Annotated in this window: 16 protein-coding genes and 2 pseudogenes; 9 read left to right on the top strand and 9 right to left on the bottom strand. The window is 39.0% G+C overall.

What is annotated here, in order from left to right:
- Positions 1-45 precede the first annotated feature (45 nt).
- Both LIT25_01240 and LIT25_01235 read left to right on the top strand, forming a co-directional pair.
- Positions 46-375 carry a helix-turn-helix transcriptional regulator gene (locus LIT25_01240; GenBank protein ID USK34096.1) on the top strand — a complete coding sequence of 110 codons (330 nt, stop codon included), beginning with the start codon at positions 46-48 and terminating at the stop codon, positions 373-375.
- A gap of 4 nt (positions 376-379) precedes the next feature.
- Positions 380-1,387 carry a hypothetical protein gene (locus tag LIT25_01235; GenBank protein USK34095.1) on the top strand — a complete coding sequence of 336 codons (1,008 nt, stop codon included), beginning with the start codon at positions 380-382 and terminating at the stop codon, positions 1,385-1,387.
- 133 nt (positions 1,388-1,520) lie between these two features.
- On the opposite strand, the pseudogene LIT25_01230 reads toward LIT25_01235, so the two are convergent.
- From LIT25_01230 to LIT25_01215, 4 genes and pseudogenes are all read right to left on the bottom strand, one after another.
- Positions 1,521-2,878 (bottom strand): annotated as a pseudogene (locus LIT25_01230) (IS1182 family transposase).
- Between the two features lie 118 nt (positions 2,879-2,996).
- Positions 2,997-3,353: a GIY-YIG nuclease family protein gene (locus tag LIT25_01225; GenBank protein ID USK34094.1), complete on the bottom strand. Its 357-nt coding sequence runs from the start codon at positions 3,351-3,353 to the stop codon at positions 2,997-2,999.
- Between the two features lie 20 nt (positions 3,354-3,373).
- Entirely contained in the window at positions 3,374-4,129 is a 756-nt protein-coding gene (locus tag LIT25_01220) for a DUF2087 domain-containing protein (GenBank protein USK34093.1), read from the bottom strand.
- A 115-nt stretch (positions 4,130-4,244) separates the two neighbouring features.
- The gene (locus LIT25_01215) at positions 4,245-4,670 is read right to left on the bottom strand and encodes an organic hydroperoxide resistance protein (protein ID USK34092.1); all 426 of its coding nucleotides are present in this window, start codon (positions 4,668-4,670) and stop codon (positions 4,245-4,247) included.
- A gap of 437 nt (positions 4,671-5,107) precedes the next feature.
- Here LIT25_01215 and LIT25_01210 point away from each other — a divergent pair, with 437 nt between their 5' ends.
- The 3 genes and pseudogenes from LIT25_01210 (at position 5,108) to LIT25_01200 (ending at position 8,047) form a co-directional block, all read left to right on the top strand.
- Positions 5,108-6,313: a glycine betaine/L-proline ABC transporter ATP-binding protein gene (locus LIT25_01210; protein USK34091.1), complete on the top strand. Its 1,206-nt coding sequence runs from the start codon at positions 5,108-5,110 to the stop codon at positions 6,311-6,313.
- Positions 6,314-7,126, top strand: a pseudogene (locus LIT25_01205) (proline/glycine betaine ABC transporter permease).
- Positions 7,127-7,186: 60 nt separating this feature from the next.
- Positions 7,187-8,047: a glycine/betaine ABC transporter gene (locus tag LIT25_01200; GenBank protein ID USK36112.1), complete on the top strand. Its 861-nt coding sequence runs from the start codon at positions 7,187-7,189 to the stop codon at positions 8,045-8,047.
- A 46-nt stretch (positions 8,048-8,093) separates the two neighbouring features.
- Here LIT25_01200 and LIT25_01195 read toward each other — a convergent pair whose 3' ends face one another.
- Positions 8,094-9,254 (bottom strand): AI-2E family transporter, encoded by a 1,161-nt coding sequence (locus tag LIT25_01195; protein ID USK34090.1) that lies wholly within the window; start codon positions 9,252-9,254, stop codon positions 8,094-8,096.
- Between the two features lie 256 nt (positions 9,255-9,510).
- On the opposite strand from LIT25_01195, the gene LIT25_01190 reads away from it, so the two are divergent.
- Positions 9,511-10,413 carry a superoxide dismutase gene (locus LIT25_01190; GenBank protein ID USK34089.1) on the top strand — a complete coding sequence of 301 codons (903 nt, stop codon included), beginning with the start codon at positions 9,511-9,513 and terminating at the stop codon, positions 10,411-10,413.
- Positions 10,414-10,516: 103 nt separating this feature from the next.
- Here the strand turns inward: LIT25_01190 and safA are convergent, their stop codons facing one another.
- The gene (gene safA / locus LIT25_01185) at positions 10,517-11,137 is read right to left on the bottom strand and encodes a SafA/ExsA family spore coat assembly protein (protein ID USK34088.1); all 621 of its coding nucleotides are present in this window, start codon (positions 11,135-11,137) and stop codon (positions 10,517-10,519) included.
- A gap of 256 nt (positions 11,138-11,393) precedes the next feature.
- Between safA and guaC the strand changes: the two genes are divergently transcribed.
- Entirely contained in the window at positions 11,394-12,377 is a 984-nt protein-coding gene (guaC, locus tag LIT25_01180) for a GMP reductase (GenBank protein ID USK34087.1), read from the top strand.
- A gap of 308 nt (positions 12,378-12,685) precedes the next feature.
- On the opposite strand, the gene LIT25_01175 is transcribed toward guaC, so the two are convergent.
- Positions 12,686-14,086: a hypothetical protein gene (locus tag LIT25_01175; protein USK34086.1), complete on the bottom strand. Its 1,401-nt coding sequence runs from the start codon at positions 14,084-14,086 to the stop codon at positions 12,686-12,688.
- Positions 14,087-14,641: 555 nt separating this feature from the next.
- Here LIT25_01175 and LIT25_01170 point away from each other — a divergent pair.
- Positions 14,642-14,965, top strand: coding sequence for a hypothetical protein (locus tag LIT25_01170; GenBank protein USK34085.1), 324 nt, complete (start codon positions 14,642-14,644; stop codon positions 14,963-14,965).
- Between the two features lie 337 nt (positions 14,966-15,302).
- Here LIT25_01170 and LIT25_01165 read toward each other — a convergent pair whose 3' ends face one another.
- Positions 15,303-16,217 carry a DMT family transporter gene (locus tag LIT25_01165; GenBank protein ID USK34084.1) on the bottom strand — a complete coding sequence of 305 codons (915 nt, stop codon included), beginning with the start codon at positions 16,215-16,217 and terminating at the stop codon, positions 15,303-15,305.
- A gap of 151 nt (positions 16,218-16,368) precedes the next feature.
- Between LIT25_01165 and LIT25_01160 the strand changes: the two genes are divergently transcribed.
- The gene (locus tag LIT25_01160) at positions 16,369-17,739 is read left to right on the top strand and encodes a PLP-dependent aminotransferase family protein (GenBank protein ID USK34083.1); all 1,371 of its coding nucleotides are present in this window, start codon (positions 16,369-16,371) and stop codon (positions 17,737-17,739) included.
- Between the two features lie 205 nt (positions 17,740-17,944).
- Here the strand turns inward: LIT25_01160 and glmS are convergent, their stop codons facing one another.
- Positions 17,945-19,747 (bottom strand): glutamine--fructose-6-phosphate transaminase (isomerizing), encoded by a 1,803-nt coding sequence (gene glmS, locus LIT25_01155; protein ID USK34082.1) that lies wholly within the window; start codon positions 19,745-19,747, stop codon positions 17,945-17,947.
- Positions 19,748-19,920 lie beyond the last annotated feature (173 nt).

Below are 19,920 nucleotides of genomic sequence, written 5' to 3'. Positions count from 1 at the left end.
ACAATACTGTACGTCACATACTATTATGAAATTGGAGGTGTCATAATGGATGAATTACTGAACTCGCTGACCACTGAACTAAGAAGAGGAACCCTTACACTTGCCGTCCTCAGCCAGCTGCAAACACCTCAATACGGATATTCTCTCGTCCAGCTTCTCGAAAAAAACAACATAACAATTGATCAAAGCACCCTCTACCCCTTACTCCGCAGACTGGAAAAACAAGAACTCCTAATAAGTGAATGGGAACTGACAGAGACTCGGCCAAGAAAGTATTACAAATTGAGCGATTTTGGAAAAGAGGTGTACGAACAGCTTAAAGTGGAATGGCTTAGAACTTCTAATCAAATGAAAAAGCTTTTAGAGGAGGAATGATTCAGTGAATCTGATTCATCTTTATATTAATGAGGTCACACGAAGGCTTCCTGAAAAGGCTCAAGAGGATATTGCCCTTGAGCTTCGATCGAATATTGAAGATATGCTTCCTGCGGACTATACCGAAGAAGATGTAAAAAAGGTACTGACTAAACTCGAAAACCCCGCTGAACTAGCACAAAAATACTCTGGTAAACCCAATTATTTAATCGGGCCAGCTTTGTATAGTTCCTACCTGTATGTCATGAAAATATCCCTTGTTGCGGCATTGTGCATCACGTTTTTAACCAGGTTTCTTGAAGGAATCATCCAGCATCAGGGAGATATATCCATTTTTTCTCTCATGCTGACCATTTTCCTTGACATTCTTATCGGCTCCCTGCTGGTCAGCTTTCAAGTGTTTACATGGGTAACTCTGACTTACGCCTTTATGGAACGCGCTGTAACACTAAGTGATCATGTGAAAAACACGAAATGGACCCCTGACGATTTACTCGCTTTGACCAACGCTCCTAAAAGAACCATACCCAGGTCTGAATCCATTTTTGAATTATTTTTCACGGTGCTGTGGGCTTCCATCTTTTTGAACGCATCGAACCTGCTTGGCTGGTATACACAGCAGGGAACTGGTCTTGAAGACCTTAAGCTTGCTGCCCCTCTATTTCAGGCAGATGTTCTTAAAATGTATCTCCCCGGCATTGCTGTCATTTTTGCATTAGAAATGTTAATAGCCATTTACAAGCTTTATACAGGCAGATGGAACAAAGGGCTCGCCTGGATCCATGCTCTCAGCAATCTCCTTTTCAGCAGCTTTTACTGCATCATGCTGCTGAATCCGGCGCTTTTCAACAATGATTTTATCAGCTTGACGATGAATTCCTTTGGAGTACAGCCTGAAAATCATGATAAGGTTTGGTCAAACTGGCTTTGGGCGTCAGCTGCCATCGTCATTCTCTTTTCAATAGTGGATGTGGCAAAAGGATTCAGAAACAGCAGAAAGCATGTTCTTTAACAGTCAAAAGGTGTTTACCATTTGGTAAACACCTCAGTTTGTAGACAAAAGGCATTCGGATGAACTCTATCCGAATGCTTTTTGTCATTTCTGGGGCTAATTTGATGTTTGTAGGCCTATTCGTTGATTATTTTTATACCGCTTTCGCTGGCTTCCATGTCCAGGATGCCAACTTTTTCAAGTTCATGGCAGCAAAAGTAAGCATCGCCTGCATGGACAATTTTTTGAGTCCTCTCAACGTTGTCCAACGCATACCATGCTTTTCTTTTGCATCTGCAAAGACACGCTCTATCGTTTCTTTGCGTTTTGCATAAATTGTTTTGTTCTCTTCTGTATGACGAAGGTGTTCAGCTTCATCTAAGTATTCTTGCCAGAGATGCCTTTCAATCAATTTCTGATGATTTTGGCTCTCCGTACATTGGCTTAGGAATGGGCAATTTTCACAAACCTTCGGATCGGAAGAGTATTGTCTGTATCCTTTTTTCGTAGTAGTTCTGTAAGGAAGCACTTGATCGTGCGGGCATATGTAACAATCAAAATGTTCGTCATACACATAATCACTTTTCTTGAAAAATCCATCTTTTGTTTTTGGCCGTGTATAAGGAAAAACCGGACGAATTTCTTTTTCGTTCAAATAGTGAGCAAGAGCAGGGTTCTTGTAAGCAGCATCGGCAGCAACAGCAGCAGGTTTCTTGTGAAGCTCAGTTACTTGATCAAGTAGAGGCTCGAATATTGCACTGTCGTGCACGTTACCAGGCGTAACGATTGTCCCCAGAACAAATCCTTTTTCGTCAGAGGCTGCGTGAAATGAGTAAGCGAACTGTTTTGTTCTTTCATCTTTTACGTAATAGCCACTTTCCGGATCCGTCGTACTTTCTTTAATCTCTTTCTCTTCCGGTTCAAATTTATCTGGGGGAAAAGGCTTTTTTCCGTTTTCTTCGCGGTCTAGATTGAGTTCGTTTTGGAGCCTTTCCTCATATGATTTCGTTTCTTTTCGTACGATTTTTTTCTGATACTTTCGTTTATTAGCACTAGCCTTTACGTGAGTTGAATCAATAAATACCTGTTCTCCATTGACCAGTTTCTTATCAATCGCCTCTTTTAAGATGCGGTAAAATATCTGCTCAAACAGATCTGTATCCTTAAAGCGCCGTTCATAGTTTTACCGAATGTTGAGAAGTGGGGCACCTTGTCATGAAAACCAAAACCCAAAAACCAACGGTAGGCTAAGTTGGTTTCAATCTCTTCAATGGTTCTTCTCATGGATCGAATACCGAAAAGGTATTGGATGAAGGTCATTTTAATCAATATGACCGGATCAATACTTGGACGACCTCGATCTGCGGAATAGACTTTCTCTACTAATGGATAGATGAAAGAAAAATCGAGAGCTTGTTCAATTTTACGGACTAAGTGATCTTCCGGCACCAACTGTTCAAGTGTAATCATTTCTAGTTGATCACGATTCATTTGATTATTTTTAGACAACATCCAAATCACCTCTGTATTGTTCTATTTTCATTATATAAAAAAACTGCCGACAAATCCCCCAAAAAGGGGGGGATTTGTCGACAGTCTGAGGTGTTTACCATTTGGTAAACACCTTTTCTTATTGAAGCTTTTCTTTATTGTATCCCTTTTCACCATATGGTTTCAGCTCGTTAAGCCATTTTTCCTCAAGCTTTTTCAAAGCATGTTTCACATCAAAATGGCCCTCTTCTTTTCTTTTTAATACTTCCAGCACTTCTATTGAAAAAGCTTCTTTTCCAAAAGTACTCCATTCGTTTTGAAGAGTTTTGTTTGTGCTTGAGCCTGTTTCAAGTTCAAACTGCTTTCCATTCAATGTTTTTAAATTCATTGTGCTTCCGATAAAAAGTTTCCCGTTTTTGATATTCTTTATTTGATAGATTCCCGCTTCTGGCTTCGATTCTTTATAAAGCTGCTTTAATTCTTTTTTCCGATCCATTACTGAATCTCCTTTCCTTTTCAAAGTATTCTCCAATACTCGCTTCCATCTGCCTTGCGGGCAAGAAATCCATATTCAATTAAGTACCGTCTGAGGAGGACATAATCGTGATAAATGGATTCTAATAGTTGGTTCACTTCTTTTTCGTCATATTTCCGTTTTCCTTCAAATCGGTCAGCTATCGCTTTTAGGACAATCAGCTTTTGCTTTTCTTTAAGCGGAAATTTCTTAAGCCTTCCATGTGCCCCCTCAGGAAATAACTTTTTAAGCATTTCTGCTTCTTCCTCCTGAGTGACATTGTAGCGGCTGTCAATCATTCTTGCTGCCTTGTGAGGAGCTATCCATACTGGAGCATGCTGATCTTTTTCTCTTAAAAGCTCCATAATCGTCAGCATCATTTTTGCCTGGCGTTCTTTTTCCTTCAATACAAATCGATGGTTTCTGATTGTAGCTGAACTTCCGATCTCTAGCTCTTTTTGGATTTCGGCATCATTTTTTCCGGCATAAAAGAGCCGCAGTAAACGATTTTGATGGTCCGTCAGCCCAGTAAGCTTTTTATCAAGTCCAATCAGATAATCAAAAACAGATCCATGTTCTTTTTCAATATGAATCTTCATCGCTTTTTCAGCATCATAGAACATGTCATCATCAGGGTAAATAACGCCTTTTTCTGTTTTGTCTCCGCAAAGCAGACAAATATAGTGCTCCTGGTTTTGGATGAACCCTTGTTTCCATTCATCCAGAGAAGCACTCCAAAACAATTCGGATACATCCATACAACAAACACTTCCCTATTTTGTTTAATATATAATAAACATTTTATATTATTGTTTGTTTATTTTCAACATAAAACATAAAAAAAGGCACCGTATTTACGGTGCCTCTCTCTAATTAAACAATCGCCTCAAGTGTAACCTCGATATTCCCTCTGGTTGCTTTAGAATACGGGCAAAACTCATGAGCCTTGTGAACAAGGTCTTCTAATTGAGCTTTTTCAATGCCTTTCCCTTTTACATCAAGCTTTACGGCTAATTTGAAGCCGCCATCAGCCTCATCTTTTAAAAAGCTTACATTAGCCGTAACCTCAGATTCAAATTTCACTTTTTCTTTTCTGGCCATATGCTGCAGGGCTCCATCGAAACATGCGGCATATCCCGCTGCGAATAGCTGCTCCGGATTTGTAGCTTCAGGCATTCTTTCAGCTCTGGGTGAACCCGGCATGGCAATATCCATGTTGATTACATCATTTGATGAGTGTACTTTTCCTTCTCTTCCGCCTACTGCTGTAACTGAGGCAGTGAATAATGGTTCTGACATTTTTCATCTTCCTTTCCAGAAAATTCGTGAGCTGTTATACACATATTTTATATACCCTTTTTTATGAATGTTATTCTTTTAAACTATTTCAATCTGAAGAAAAAAATCCTAATATTCAAAGATTTTTTTTAGAACTTTCATCCTTTCCCTGAAATAAAATAAATAATTTTTGCAGAAACTAAATTATCAAAAGTAAATAAGCTGTGAAATAGGACCGCTATTGACACCGGAGCGGTTGCAGCAGTCTTGTATTTGTTGAAGTGTAAGGGTTTTATCGCTTGTTTCTGCTGCCATATCGTTTGCAATCAAAAGTAGAACTTCTATATACTTAAAAAGTTATTGTTTTTTGCAAAAGTTTAGTAAGTCTCCGGAGATTGCGGAAAACAAAAGGATTTCTCATTATATTTAAATAAAATAAGCAGTTTTGAGGTGTATGGATGAGACCAAAAGTTGAAGTGAAAAATGTAACGAAGGTATTCGGAAAATCCCCCAAGAATGCTATTAAGTTACTTAAAGAAGGATATTCAAAAAAAGAGATACTGGAAAAAACGGGTTCAACCATTGGCGTAAATAGTGCTAGTTTTGAAATTTACCCAGGTGAAATTTTTGTTGTAATGGGTTTATCAGGAAGCGGAAAATCAACATTGATCCGTATGCTGAACCGCTTAATAGATCCTACAATTGGCGAAATTTTAATCGATGACGCCGATATTGTTAAAATGTCAGCGCAGCAGCTGCGAGACGTGCGCAGAAATAAAATCAGCATGGTTTTTCAAAACTTCGCTTTATTTCCTCATAAAACCGTACTTGAAAATACGGAACATGGGCTTGTACTCCGAAACGTACCAGCAAATGAAAGAAGAGAAAAAGCCATGCAGTCACTCGCGGTTGTCGGTTTGAAGGGCTATGAGAATCAGTATCCTTCACAGCTCAGCGGAGGCATGCAGCAAAGGGTCGGTCTAGCGAGAGCCCTTGCAAGCAATACTGACATTCTGTTAATGGATGAAGCTTTTAGTGCATTGGATCCGCTGATCCGCAAAGACATGCAGGATGAATTACTGGAACTTCAAGAAACCATGAAGAAAACGATTATTTTTATTACTCATGACCTTGATGAGGCCCTTCGCATAGGGGATCGTATTGCATTAATGAAAGACGGTACAATCATTCAAATTGGATCCCCTGAAGAAATCATGATGAATCCTGCAGACAAATATGTAGAACGCTTTGTAGAAGATGTGGACCTTTCTAAGGTGCTGCAGGCATCTCATGTTTTAAAACGTGCTGAGAGAATGACTCCTGATCGCGGTCCGCGTGTGGCTCTGCAAATTATGAAGGCTCAGGGATATTCAAGCATCTTTATTGTAGACCGCAAACAAAAGCTATTAGGGGCGCTCACCGCTGATGAAGCATCCATTGCAGTCAAAGAGAATAAGACGGTTGAAGAAGTGATGACAAGAAATATAGCAACAGTATCAGAAGATACATTGCTTACTGACGTTATTGAAGCACTTTCGAATTCTGCCCTCCCGGTTGCAGTAGTTGATCAGGAAAACCGCTTAAAAGGTGTTATTATACGCGGTGCCGTTATTGGAGCACTTGCAGGAAACAAAGATGATCTGAACATGAAGGAGGCAGATTAAATGGGACTCCCGCAAATCCCCCTCGCTGATTGGGTAGATACTGCTGTAAGATGGATCATAACAAATTTTCAAGGCTTTTTCAGCGGCATATCTGCCGTCACCGAAGGCTTTATAGAAAGACTGGTAAAAGTTTTAGAGCTTGGCCCACCTTTACTCCTTATTATTTTGATTACGCTGTTAGCTCTTTACACAAGCCGCTGGTTTGTTGGTCTTTTTACACTGATCGGTCTGCTTTTAATTGAGAATCTTGGACTGTGGGATGCAACAGTCAACACATTGGCCTTAGTGCTTTCATCTGTTGTCATCACAATTCTTATTGGAATTCCGATTGGAATTTGGGCATCGCAAAGTGATAAAGTAAGACAGGTTGTCACCCCAATTCTAGATTTCATGCAGACAATGCCTGGATTTGTTTATCTGATTCCAGCCATTCTGTTTTTCGGAATCGGAGTTGTACCAGGAATTATAGCATCTGTCATCTTTGCTGTACCTCCTACAATCAGGCTGACAAACTTAGGGATACGTGAAGTTCCTAAGGATTTGATCGAGGCTTCGAATGCATTTGGTTCAACGACTTCTCAAAGACTCTTTACCCTGCAGCTGCCGCTTGCAGCGCCTACCATTTTAGCTGGAGTTAACCAGAGTATCATGCTTGCATTATCCATGGTAGTTATTGCGTCATTGGTAGGGGCGCCAGGATTAGGGGCAGAAGTTTACCGTGCTGTAACACAGGTTAAAGTTGGAGAAGGATTTGTAGCTGGTTTAGCCATTGTTATTATTGCAATCATATTAGACCGGATTTCACAAAACCTGCGAAAGCCTGCCTATCATCAAGTTATACCTAAAAGATTTGCATATAGTATTTTTTCTTTATTGGTAATTGGTGCTTTCATTGCCGTATCTTTTGGAGGAGGCCAGGCTGAAAAGGCTTCTCCGAGTAAAATAGGCGAACAGGTTGATTACAAAATTACAGGAATTGATCCCGGAGCCGGACTTATGAAATCCACAGAAAAAGCAATGAAGGATTACGGCCTAGAAGGAGATTGGACATTAATAGAAGGCTCTTCAGCAGCCATGACCGCTGAATTACAAAAAGCTTATGAACAAAAAGAACCTATCATTGTCACTGGATGGACACCTCACTGGATGTTTACAAAGTATAAGCTGAAATATTTAGAGGATCCTAAAGGCTCGTTCGGTAAAGGTGAATCCATTCACACCATAGTCAGAAAAGGCTTAGAAGAAGAAAATCCCGGTGCTTATAAAATCCTCGATCAATTCTTCTGGGAACCAAAAGATATGGAAGAAGTGATGGGAGATATCCAGGAAGGCATGAAACCCGAGGAAGCTGCTGAAAAATGGATTAACGACCATCCTGACAAAGTGAAAAAATGGACGGATGGCGCTCAAAAAGGCAATGGTGAAAAAGTAAGCCTTGTCTACGTTTCTTGGGAGTCAGAAATCGCAAGTACGAATGTCATTGCTGCTGCATTAAAGAAGCAGGGCTATGATGTTGCCTTAAAACAAGTAGAGGCAGGACCAATGTTCACAGGTGTTGCTAATGGCAGTGCAGACGCGTTAGTAGCTGCATGGCTCCCAACAACACATCAGGACTATATTAATGAATATAAAGATCAAATTGTCGATCTTGGGCCAAATCTTGAAGGAACGAAATTAGGTTTAACCGTTCCGGAATACATGCCTATTGAGTCAATTGAAGACCTGAAAAAATAAAAATAAAAAGTGCTGAAGAACGATTCTTCAGCACTTTTTATTTTTGCTATTTATTTTTGCTGTTGATCTGATTTCTTTGTTCATACATATTACTTCGGATCTTTATCCATTCAAACAGATGAGTCACAATCACTTTTAACACCGCATAGCCCGGAACAGCCAGGACAATGCCGACTACTCCAAATAAATTTCCCGCAGTCAGGATCACGAAAATAATGGTGATCGGGTGGATATGAAGATTCCGTCCCATGATCTGAGGAGAAATGAATTTCCCTTCAACTAATTGGACAACCGTCCAGACAATAATCAATTTCAGCACCATAAACGGGGATGAAACAAGCGCAATGATGAGTGCAGGTGTAATGGCAATTGCCGGCCCTAAATACGGAACAACACTTGTAAAAGCTGCAATAAGGGCAAGAAGCGATGCATATTCCATGCCAATGATCAGAAAGCCTATGTACATTAACGCACCAATGCAAAAGCTGACAATGATCTGCCCTCTAATATAGGAGCTGATTTGATTATTCATTTCATGCATTACTTTATACGTTGAACTGCGGAAAGAAACAGGCATGAACTTAAGAACATAAGGCCCAAGCTTTTTGCCGTCTTTTAAAAGATAAAACAAAATGAACGGAAGCGTGACAAGCGCAAGGATAAAATCCTTTACTATCCCTACGAGATTTCCAATTCCAGCAAACATATTATTTATAATGGTTGATGCCTGTTCCGAAATTTGTCTCGAAAGATCTGCGACGTTGATATTCAGTGTTTTTTGCGCCTGATTCACAAAATCACTTCCGACAACATCTCTGACCAGCTGCTCCACATCGCTTATATATTGCGGAAAGCTCTTAATCAGGCTCAACACCTGCTCCTTAAGAAACGGGATAACCGACACAATCAAGATTGTCAGCAAGCCAATAATCACTATAAACAGGGCCAGGATCGTGTATATTCTGCGAATGCCTTTTCTTTCAAAAAAATCAACAACCGGATTTAATAGATAATAAACGATGGCCGCAAGAATAATCGGCAGCAGAATCGTTTTAATTAATACCTTAATCGGAGTAAAAATAAAGGATACTTTCATAAAGACAAGAATGTTCAATCCAATCAGAAGCAAAATCAGAAGAAACAGAACAAATCTATTATTAAGGATAAACCTTTTAAAAGTCCCTACTCTGGGATTTACCGGTTTCATGAGTGTCCTCCTTTCTCTCTATGCACTCAGTACTTGCACTCTAATGATTATTATAGTGGCTTTATTTAGAAATTGAAAATATAATTCGATTCCCTTTTAAAGAAAGGAAAATATCTGCAAATGAAGATGAGATCTGTCTTTTTTGAAATCAACAGCTTATACAGATTAGCCAGTGTAAAAGGCAGCCTTTAAAAAACATCATCCATTTTCTCTTTACGCATATATTGTCTACAACTGACTAAGGGGTGGGATATGAATGTCTGAAGATTACATTGTCTTAATGAAAAAGTGGTGTGAAAATATGTTAGAATGCTTTAATCAGTCACTTGAAGAAATACGAAAACATGTGGATCATCAAGACTTAGAGGTTTGGCTGCAGCAAATAAGCCAATTTAAAGAAGAACTTTCAACGGGATCATTTGAAGACAGCGAGATCTATGAACGTGCTAATTCACTATATGTAAAGATTGCGCCTTATTTTGAACTAGACAGCGAAAATGAGCAAACTCGGATTCAAAATGAATCCGCCGCTGCCGTTCCAATCGGGGGGCACACTCTTCCCCCGCTGCCTTATAAATATGATGCATTAGAGCCCTACATTGATCAGGAAATTATGAAGCTTCATCATGATAAGCACCATAAAAGTTATGTGGATGGGTTAAATAAAGCAGAAAAAGAAATGCAGAAAGCACGTTCATCTAACAACTATGATCTTATTAAGCATTGGGAAAGAGAAGCTGCATTTCATGGAGCCGGCCATTATCTTCATACGATATTCTGGAGTATTATGAGTCCTAAGGGCGGAGGAAAACCTGCTGGAAAGCTAATGAAGGAAATTAATCACACCTTTGGCACCTTTGAAAAGTTTAAACGGCACTTCTCAGAAGCAGCTGACAAAGTTGAAGCAGCTGGCTGGGCAATTTTAGTCTGGTCGCCTCGTGCACGACGATTAGAGATTCTTCAGGCAGAAAAACATCAAAACTTAAGTCAATGGGATGTCGTGCCAATACTTGTCCTTGACGTGTGGGAACATGCCTATTACCTGCAATATAAGAATGACAGAAAAAAATACATCGAAAATTGGTGGAATGTTGTTAATTGGCAAGAAGCAGAAGGACGTTTTCAAGCAGCACAGCAATTAAAATGGAAGCCTTTTTAATGACGATCGGATTTTCATGAATGATATGTAAAAAAAGGATGACTGAAAACAATCAGTCATCCTTTTTTTTGAACTATTTATTTAAGCGGAACTCATCCTTTCTTTACTTACTAATAAACATCTGCGTCCAATAGTGGCCGTAAGAGCCGCCTTTCGCATATCCCACTCCAATTTCCTTGAAGTTTGAAGATAAGATATTTTTTCTGTGTCCTTCACTGTTCATCCAGGCTGTCACAACGCTTTGCGCTGTTGTTTGGCCCGCTGCGATATTTTCTCCGGCATAGCTGTACTGAATACCGAAGTTCTTCAACATATCGAATGGAGAACCGTATGTAGGTGATGTGTGACTGAAGTAATTTTTGTCACGCATATCTTCTGACTTATATTTTGCTACTCTTGCAACTTCCCAATTGGCTGTAAGCGGCTTTAATCCGTATTTTGCGCGTTCTTGGTTAACTAGAGTAACCACTTCGCTTTCCATGCTTTGATAAGCGCTTCCAGAAGGAATGTTAAGCGATTGACCCGGATAGATCACATTGGCATTTTTAACGCTTGGATTGGCTTTGATTAATTCCGAGACGCCAACCTGATATTTCGATGCAATTTTCCACATCGTGTCACCGCTTTTAACGGTGTATGTACTTGCAGCACTTGCTTGACTGCTGAATCCAAAGGCTAGAGCGACAACCAACAACATAAGTGATAAAGATTTTAATGTTTTCATAGTTTTATTTTATACGAATACTAGATTAGAAGAATAGCGGTAGTTTTTACCGAATAAAAGGGTTTGACTTTTTCGGGCAATATCTATCTGCCTGTTTTTTTGAAAAGGCTTTCTAAAATGAAAAGGATAATCACTATTCTTCGTCTTTTTCCCCAAAAATCTTTGACATTCATATACAAATGATGTAAAGTACCAAATGGACGAACAATTAAATTGGTATTCAACAATAACATTCGTATTTAGGGGTGTAGATCATATGGAAAATGTATTTGATTATGAAGATATTCAATTAATACCTGCAAAATGTGTAGTAAACAGCCGTTCAGAGTGTGATACAACAATTGCTTTAGGAAATCACACATTCAAGCTGCCTGTTGTGCCTGCCAATATGCAGACGATTATAGATGAAAGAATTGCTGTTAACTTAGCTGAAAATGGTTATTTCTATATCATGCACCGCTTCCAGCCGGAGAAAAGAAACTCATTTATTCAAGATATGAAATCACGCGGATTAATCGCTTCTATCAGTGTTGGTGTGAAAGAAGAAGAGTACGAATTCATTGAGCAATTGGCTGCAGAGCAGTTGATACCGGATTACATTACAATCGATATTGCACATGGTCATTCTAATGCGGTTATCGAAATGATTAAGCACATCAAGAAGCATCTTCCTAAAAGCTTTGTCATCGCTGGAAACGTTGGTACTCCAGAAGCTGTAAGAGAACTTGAGCACGCCGGTGCAGATGCAACAAAAGTAGGCATTGGCCCTGGTAAAGTATGTATCACGAAAATTAAAACAGGATTTGGTACAGGCGGCTGGCAATTAGCTGCAATCCGCTGGTGTGCAAAAGCTGCAACCAAACCAATCATTGCTGACGGCGGTATCCGGACACACGGAGACATCGCCAAGTCGATTCGTTTCGGTGCTTCTATGGTCATGATCGGTTCTTTGTTTGCAGGGCACGAAGAATCTCCTGGAGAAACAATCGAAATGGATGGAAAGCTCTTCAAAGAATATTTCGGCTCAGCTTCAGAGTTCCAAAAAGGCGAAAAGAAAAACGTAGAAGGCAAGAAAATGTACGTGGAGCATAAAGGCGCTTTAAAGGATACCTTGACTGAAATGGAACAAGATCTTCAGTCATCTATCTCGTATGCAGGCGGAACCAAACTTGATGCTATTCGAACGGTGGATTATGTGGTGGTTAAGAACTCGATCTTTAATGGTGATAAGGTTTATTAATGATTATAAAAGAGGAGCCAGGTGCCTGGCTCCTCTTTTTTTAATAAAAAAACAGCGACTGATAACCAGTCGCTGTTGCTTTAGAAGAAAGTTTGATCAAAAACACCTCGAAAACTTGTATTTTACAAAAGATAGCAGTGTGACAACTTGCATCACACATTTTTGATTACATAGATAAATAGTAACAAAATCGAATATACGGCTATTAAAAAAAGGCGAACTGTTGGTACCCAGTATCGCCTCTTGTCTTCCCATTATTTATGATTCGTATGAATGGATAACTGTCACGAACATTTACAGGCTGTCAGCTACTCATTAAATCCGATAAAGAATTTATCATTGTGCAAAATCCGATCATATGCATACCATGCAGCCAGCCAGCGTCCATGCGTGTTGTTTGCTGCTCTTGATATATATCGCACAGAGAATCTTCCATCTCCGGCCCCCGCTCCCTCATAAGTGCTGGCAAACGGAAATTCATCACACTCATACCCTTCAGGCTTGCTTAATTTTGCACAAGCTGCATCTTTGGCTTTTCTATTGGCAGCATACTGCGCAGGATCATATTTAGAATACAATCTGGTGAGCGGCGGCCTTCCCTCTATCCCGGGAATTAAACTTCCCGGCGAAGTGAGAGCATCCTTATGATGCTGAAAGGCATCTTTCATTACACTAAAATATGGCTTATTCATATCGTAGTAGAAGACCGGCTGAACGTTCGCAAAGACTGCCCCTTCTTTTGGAAAAAATTGCGGGTTAAATACGAACATGTAATCAGCAGAATCCATACGGACTTTTTCTTTTGGGCCATCTTCTGCAAGCTCCGGATATTTTTTCCCCGGCGGATCGATTGTTATTCTAGGCCACAAGTCCATATAACTTATTTGATCTTTATTTCCTGCAGTGATTGGAGGCGGATCAGAATCAAATAATGTGGCTCCATCTTCATTTGATTTCCATTGAGCGAGAGTCCGGCTGTCCGGTGAATCATCTCCTAAACAATCACGTGTCTCAGATATGCCGTCACACTTAATACTGACGGATACTTTTGAGCCAATCCACCCTTTACTGTCAAAGTCCATCTGAATATCATCTACCGTATAATTGTAGAACACCGTTCTGGCTCCGTTCATACTATTGGCAATGACAGTCACCCTAAAAGAAACCCAATCACAAAAGAATGGAAACGGGCTGGGGCCGCAGCCAGCCGGATCAGAGTAGACAACATAGTTGGACCAGCAATACGAGTAATGATTTTTAATCCATCCTTCAGACGAATTCTCATTTCCAATACACGCATCAAATTGAATATCATCATACCCAAAAGGCGGCGGTGTCCAATCATCCCCTTCAGCTGCAGGTTTAATGTCCCCCATCGCTACTGGATACGTTTTTGTGCTTTTTGCTGCTTCTGAAGCCATTTGTTCAATCGTTTGTTTTCTTGGAGTATGTTTTTGATTGGAGATTAACCCTAATTCCTTTGGCGATTTTCCTTTCTGAAGCTGTTCAAGTACTTCATCCGCTTTTTGCGGATCACTTGTGGGGATAATAAACATTTGCGGTTCGCCTTTTTCAGAAGTGTCTTCTGCTGAACCTTTCTTGCCAGATACTTGGTTTTGAGCGGCCTTCACTGAGTCTGGTGTGACAAATAAACCAAACAGCATCGTCAGCGCCAGTGCAACAGATAACCACTTCAACTTTCTCTTCATTTTCTTTCCTCCACATCTCCATTTTTGGCACAATCCACACGACACGACAATCGACATTTTGCACAGCTGCTTTTTTTGTAAGGCGATATGGAAACATTCAAATGAAGAAAAAGAGCTATGCAGGTAAGAGTAAACCGGCAAAGTTTTTGATGTTCATTTTATAAAAAGTTTGATAAGAAACACCAATAGAGTTTCTAGTTAAGGACTAACAGTATTGGTGATGTCTTTCGATACAATCGTTTGAAACTAAGTTTCAGGAAAAAATGTTCCTCCTGGCTTAGCATAAGAACTAGGGGTAAATACAAAAAATTCGACAAAGGTGAAAACTAGGGTAAAGATTATAGGTAATGTTTTCTTCGCTTTAGCACCCTCCTGTATTTTCTCAAGAATAATTTTACAAATATACACTTTATTTGTAAATGAATCTTTGTATATAAATTCGAATTTAAAGGAGCTTTTGTTGTTGCTTTAGAATAAAGGTAATAAGTCAGGTAATAAGTCACTGGATGTCGCACTATTGAATTTGTAAAATATGACAAAAGGTGGAGCTTCTGAGTGATTGAAAAATTTATTGATACTTTAGACAGGAATGCAATCTATAAGTTTATGAGAAAAGAATACAATAAAGTTACAAATAACGGTGATATTTATGATGTAGAAAAACATGATAAGCTTGTCGCTGACAAAGCTAGTAAACATTTTGCCATTACACCTCAAGAAGCTGGGGACCTTTATGTAGACTTTGAAATGAAAATTGCAGAATTTCAAATAGGGAAGCTTATTGAAGAAAAAATTATAGAGTTACTTAGAAAAAAAGTCCAGCAAGTGTTAGTGAAATCCGAGACGGACTTCAAAATTATAATGGTTCTCAGGTTTTGAAAAAATTAAATTATTTGAGTAAAGAAAGATTGAAATTGTTATTGCTTGAGGATCAAGAACATAATCTTAACTCACCATATTATAGATTGAAGTAAAACAAATAGAAAAAAGACTCCTTGTGTGTATCAATAATAAAGTCGTTTAATTATATTCATACAAATACAATAACCATCTATCTGTTTACTGATAGATGGTTATTAAAGATGTTTAAAAGGTAAAATTTTTCTCTAGTTATCTGATTTTTAAAGAATAATAAAGTTGTTTAATTTTCAGCGAACGAATCTATAAAAATTGCTCCTGACTGATTACATAAAAAATTTTGCTATCAATAAATTCGTCAACTTTTTTCATGAAGAACACGATTATCATAATGTGTTTCTTTCTTAGCTGCAGGTGTATTTTTTCCAATTATCACACACATTACAACAATAATAGCTAAGACAATAGTTAGCCATGTAATTGATTCCCCTAAGAATAATACAGAAAAACCAATCATTAAAAATGGCTGTAAATATTGCATCTGTCCTACTCTTGCAATCCCTCCTAAAGACATCCCGCCATACCAAGCTACATAAGCTAAAAATTGGCTCACAATGGCTAAGTATAATAAACTAATCCAAGCCTCTATAGGTGCTTGCAGCATATCAAAGGATACACTTAATCCCACAGGAATCACAAAAAACGGAGCGCCGATTAAAATTGCCCAAGCGATTACTTGCCAACTTCCAAGCTCTTTTGACAGTTTTCCACCTTCTGCATAGCTTAATCCAAGTATTAAGACAGCTACAATTAGTGCAATATCGCCTTTTTGTAATTGACCTAAGCCTAAATACACGGCATAAAGAAGAACGGTTATCGCACCAATAATACTCGCAATCCAATAGCGTTTCGAAAGTCGCTCACCTCCACGCCACATCGCAAATCCAGCTGTCGCAAGCGGCAGTAAAGCCAGTTCAATTGCTCCGTGTGATACAGGTAATGATTTCATCGCAAAGGTTGTTAATAGCGGAAAGGCAAGTACAGCACCAATAGCTACAATCCATAAGCTTTTCATTTGTTTCTTATTAGGTAATTTTTCTTTTTTTACGATAAAAATAATGCTAACAATAATTGCTGCGATAACTGTCCTGCCTAAGCCAACAATTGTCGCACCAAAGTAAGGTACAGCGATGCTTGTTGCTGGCAATGTAAGACTAAAACAAATAATACCAATAAAGCCTAGCAGCATTCCTTTTTTTATATTGTTCTTCATTCAAACTCCCCCTTCACAAGCACATAAATGTATTCCATAATCATAGTTAAACTAAAATAAGCTAATTAAACATGATTGTAATTGATATCGACTCTTTTCCATACAGTAGAATTTCACATCTGTCATGGTACAGATACCAAGGAGGATATATATGATAACAAAATATAGAGGTATTTTAGAGTGGATGAAACAACAAATAGAGGATGAGCAGTTAAAAGCAGGAGATAAATTACCTTCTATTCGGACGCTCGCTGAACAATTTCAATGCAGTAAAAATACGATTGTAAAGGCATTACTAGAACTAGAGAAACAACATATTGTCTATGCTAAACCCAAAAGTGGCTATTACATTGTTGATGATTATCGAGTACCTAGTCCGAATGAAAATATAGATTTTTTATCTGCGGGTCCAGATGAACGAATCATGCCTTATGAAGACTTTCAACATTGTATAAACCAAGCAATTGATCATTATAAAGCACAATTATTTACTTACAGTGAGCGACAAGGGCTCTATTCGTTGAGAAAAGAGCTGACGAAGTATTTACAGTGTTTACAAGTATTCACGAAACCTGAGCGACTTGTTATTACTTCTGGATCACAACAAGCGTTACATATACTATCGACGATGCCGTTCCCAAATGACAAAAAGAAAGTATTAATTGAGCAACCGACTTATTTTGGTATGGTGGATACCTTACAGTTAAATCGAAGCGAAACATTAGGAATTGACTTAACAATGGATGGGATTGATTTTGAACGACTAGAATCTTTATTCCGCAACAACGATATTAAATTCTTTTATATTGTGCCAAGGTGTCATAATCCACTTGGTCATCATTATACAAATGAAGAAAAGAAAAAAATCGTTGCTCTTGCAGAAAAATATGATGTATACATTGTAGAAGATGATTACTTAGCAGAATTAGATGCGGATCCAAAAGCAGACCCTTTGTTTGCATATGAACCCAACGGAAGAATCATTTATGTCAAAAGCTTTTCAAAAGTATTTTTACCAGGGTTACGCATTGCGACTGTTGTACTCCCAGAAACAATGATTGATTCCTTTGTACGCTATAAATTTAGTGCTGATTTCAATACATCGGCACTTTCACAAGGAGCATTAGAAATCTATTTGAAAAGTGGGATGTTTCACTATCATTTAGAAAATGTAAAACAATTGTACATAAACAAAATGAAGACATTACTAAATGCTTGTTCATCATATTTACCAAGCTATATATCATTTACAAAGCCCAAAAGTGGTTTTTATCTCACCATCTTCTTGCCTTCACATATAGATGTTGATAAATTGATTTATCTATTACATGAAAAACAAATTTATGTAGACAATGCTTCTAGAATGTATTTAGTTGGAAACAAACAGAAAGCCATTCGACTAAGTATTTCACAAGTATATGAAAATAAAATAGAACTCGGTATTCAACAATTAGCAGCTTGTATAATGGAAATGTGTGAGAAGAAGAAATATAATCCACTATCGTTTAAATCTTATCTTTAAACTCAAAAAGACACCTTTATTTCAAGGTGTCTGCTCATTCTTTAAACTGAAGAATACCGACATATTCTTACAATTATTATACTTAAAAATAGAAAAAAGTGGCATGAAAACGCAAATCCATGCCACTTTTAAACAACTTTATTTGTTTTTAAACGACTTCAACTTTGTTGTCGGTCTACAAGTCGCTGTTTCTCTATAATCCCTCTTACTCAACCGTAACACTCTTAGCAAGGTTACGCGGTTTATCAACGTCACAGCCTCTGTGAAGGGCTGCATAGTAAGCAATCAGCTGTAAAGGAATAACAGAAGCAAGTGGTGTAAGTTCCTCATGGATTGCAGGAAGAACGAAACGGTCATCTTCTTCTTCTAGACCTTTAAGCGAGATGATGCATGGATTAGCTCCGCGTGCTGCTACTTCTTTAACGTTTCCGCGGATGCTTAAGTTTACATGCTCTTGTGTTGCAAGCGCGATAACAGGCGTGCCGTTTTCAATCAGCGCGATTGTACCGTGCTTAAGCTCTCCACCGGCAAATCCTTCTGCCTGGATGTAAGAGATTTCTTTTAGTTTAAGCGCACCTTCAAGTCCTACATAGTAGTCAACGGAACGGCCGATGAAGAAGCAGTTGCGTGTTGTTGAAAGGTATTCGCGTGCAATGTACTCCATTTCGTCTTTCTGATCGCAAAGGACTTCCATTGCATTTGCCACGATGCCAAGCTCATTTACAAGATCAAAGCTTAACTCTACACCTCTAGCTTCAGCTGTTACAGCTGCAAGAATGGCAAGAACGCCTAATTGTGCTGTATAAGCTTTCGTTGAAGCAACAGCGATTTCAGGACCTGCATGAAGCAATAACGTGTGGTTCGCTTCACGTGAAAGGGTTGAACCAGGTACGTTTGTAATGGTTAAAGACTGGTAGCCAAGTTCTTTAATTTGAACAAGAACGGCACGGCTGTCTGCAGTCTCACCGCTTTGTGAGATGAAGATGAATAATGGCTTCTCTGATAAAATCGGCATGTTATATGAGAATTCACTTGCAACGTGAACCTCAACCGGTTTCTTAGCCCATCTTTCAATGAATTGCTTACCGACAAGACCTGCATGGTAGCTTGTTCCGCACGCTACGATATAGAGGCGGTCTGAAGTGTTGATAGCATCTACAATTGCTGGGTCCATTGTCAGCTTGCCTTGATCATTTTGATATTTTTGGATGATTTTGCGCATAACAAGCGGCTGCTCATCCACTTCTTTTAACATATAGTGAGGGTATGTTCCTTTTTCAATATCACTTGCATCTAATTCAGCTGTATAAGGAGCACGGTCAATTGTTTCACCTTGAAGGTTTTTGATTGTAACAGCTTCACGTTTCACAATGACGATTTCTTTATCCATCAATTCTACATATTGGTCTGTTACCTGCAGCATAGCCATTGCATCAGATGCAACAACGTTGAAGCCTTCTCCAAGACCAACAAGCAATGGGCTTTTATTTTTAGCAACAAAAATCGTATCTGGATTTTGATTGTCTAAAAGCGCGATCGCATAAGAACCTTTTAAAATGGAAAGTGTTTGGCTGAACGCTTCTTCCACGTCCGCTCCTTTATTAACGAATTGTTCAATGACCTGAACAACTACTTCTGTATCTGTATCACTGACTAGCATAACATCCTGAAGATATTCGCGTTTCAAGCTTGAATAGTTTTCAATAACACCATTGTGCACTAGCGTAAAGCGGCTTGATGCACTTTGATGCGGATGTGAATTGCGTTTGCTTGGTGCACCGTGAGTCGCCCAGCGGGTATGTCCAATCCCTGCTGTAGACATTACATTTGCATCCACTACTTCACGAAGAATGGCAATGCGTCCTTTTTCTTTAAAAACATGCACTCCGTCTTCATTGATTACGGCAATGCCCGCTGAGTCATATCCGCGATATTCAAGCTTTTCTAGTCCACGCAATAAGATTTCTTTCGTATCCTGTTGTCCAATATATCCTACAATTCCGCACATAATAAAGTATCCTCCCAAATAGGCGGGGGACAGGTCAAGCCACGGGGACCTTCTGCTGTCCCCTCACACATGTCTATATTTTTTAGTTTGATTACGTTCTTCCCTTTGTGCAAAAAGTTGCCTCTTTGTTTTTAGGAGAGAGCTTACGGCTGTAATCGTCAACCGGGAGGCAT

Source organism: Bacillus sp. F19, assembly GCA_023823795.1.
Classification (GTDB): domain Bacteria; phylum Bacillota; class Bacilli; order Bacillales; family Bacillaceae; genus Bacillus_P.
The sequence above is the reverse complement of the archived record's forward strand: the minus strand, read 5'-3'. Positions and strand labels throughout refer to the sequence as shown.

What these genes read in the sequence shown, in the direction of transcription:
- LIT25_01195 (USK34090.1), bottom strand. Translation starts at nt 9,254, where the DNA reads ATGAAACCGGTAAATCCCAGAGTAGGGACTTTTAAAAGGTTTATCCTT.
- LIT25_01215 (USK34092.1), bottom strand. Translation starts at nt 4,670, where the DNA reads ATGTCAGAACCATTATTCACTGCCTCAGTTACAGCAGTAGGCGGAAGA.
- LIT25_01240 (USK34096.1), top strand. Translation starts at nt 46, where the DNA reads ATGGATGAATTACTGAACTCGCTGACCACTGAACTAAGAAGAGGAACC.
- safA (USK34088.1), bottom strand. Translation starts at nt 11,137, where the DNA reads ATGAAAACATTAAAATCTTTATCACTTATGTTGTTGGTTGTCGCTCTA.
- LIT25_01165 (USK34084.1), bottom strand. Translation starts at nt 16,217, where the DNA reads ATGAAGAACAATATAAAAAAAGGAATGCTGCTAGGCTTTATTGGTATT.
- LIT25_01160 (USK34083.1), top strand. Translation starts at nt 16,369, where the DNA reads ATGATAACAAAATATAGAGGTATTTTAGAGTGGATGAAACAACAAATA.
- LIT25_01190 (USK34089.1), top strand. Translation starts at nt 9,511, where the DNA reads ATGTCTGAAGATTACATTGTCTTAATGAAAAAGTGGTGTGAAAATATG.
- LIT25_01210 (USK34091.1), top strand. Translation starts at nt 5,108, where the DNA reads ATGAGACCAAAAGTTGAAGTGAAAAATGTAACGAAGGTATTCGGAAAA.
- LIT25_01225 (USK34094.1), bottom strand. Translation starts at nt 3,353, where the DNA reads ATGGATCGGAAAAAAGAATTAAAGCAGCTTTATAAAGAATCGAAGCCA.
- glmS (USK34082.1), bottom strand. Translation starts at nt 19,747, where the DNA reads ATGTGCGGAATTGTAGGATATATTGGACAACAGGATACGAAAGAAATC.
- LIT25_01175 (USK34086.1), bottom strand. Translation starts at nt 14,086, where the DNA reads ATGAAGAGAAAGTTGAAGTGGTTATCTGTTGCACTGGCGCTGACGATG.
- LIT25_01220 (USK34093.1), bottom strand. Translation starts at nt 4,129, where the DNA reads ATGGATGTATCCGAATTGTTTTGGAGTGCTTCTCTGGATGAATGGAAA.
- guaC (USK34087.1), top strand. Translation starts at nt 11,394, where the DNA reads ATGGAAAATGTATTTGATTATGAAGATATTCAATTAATACCTGCAAAA.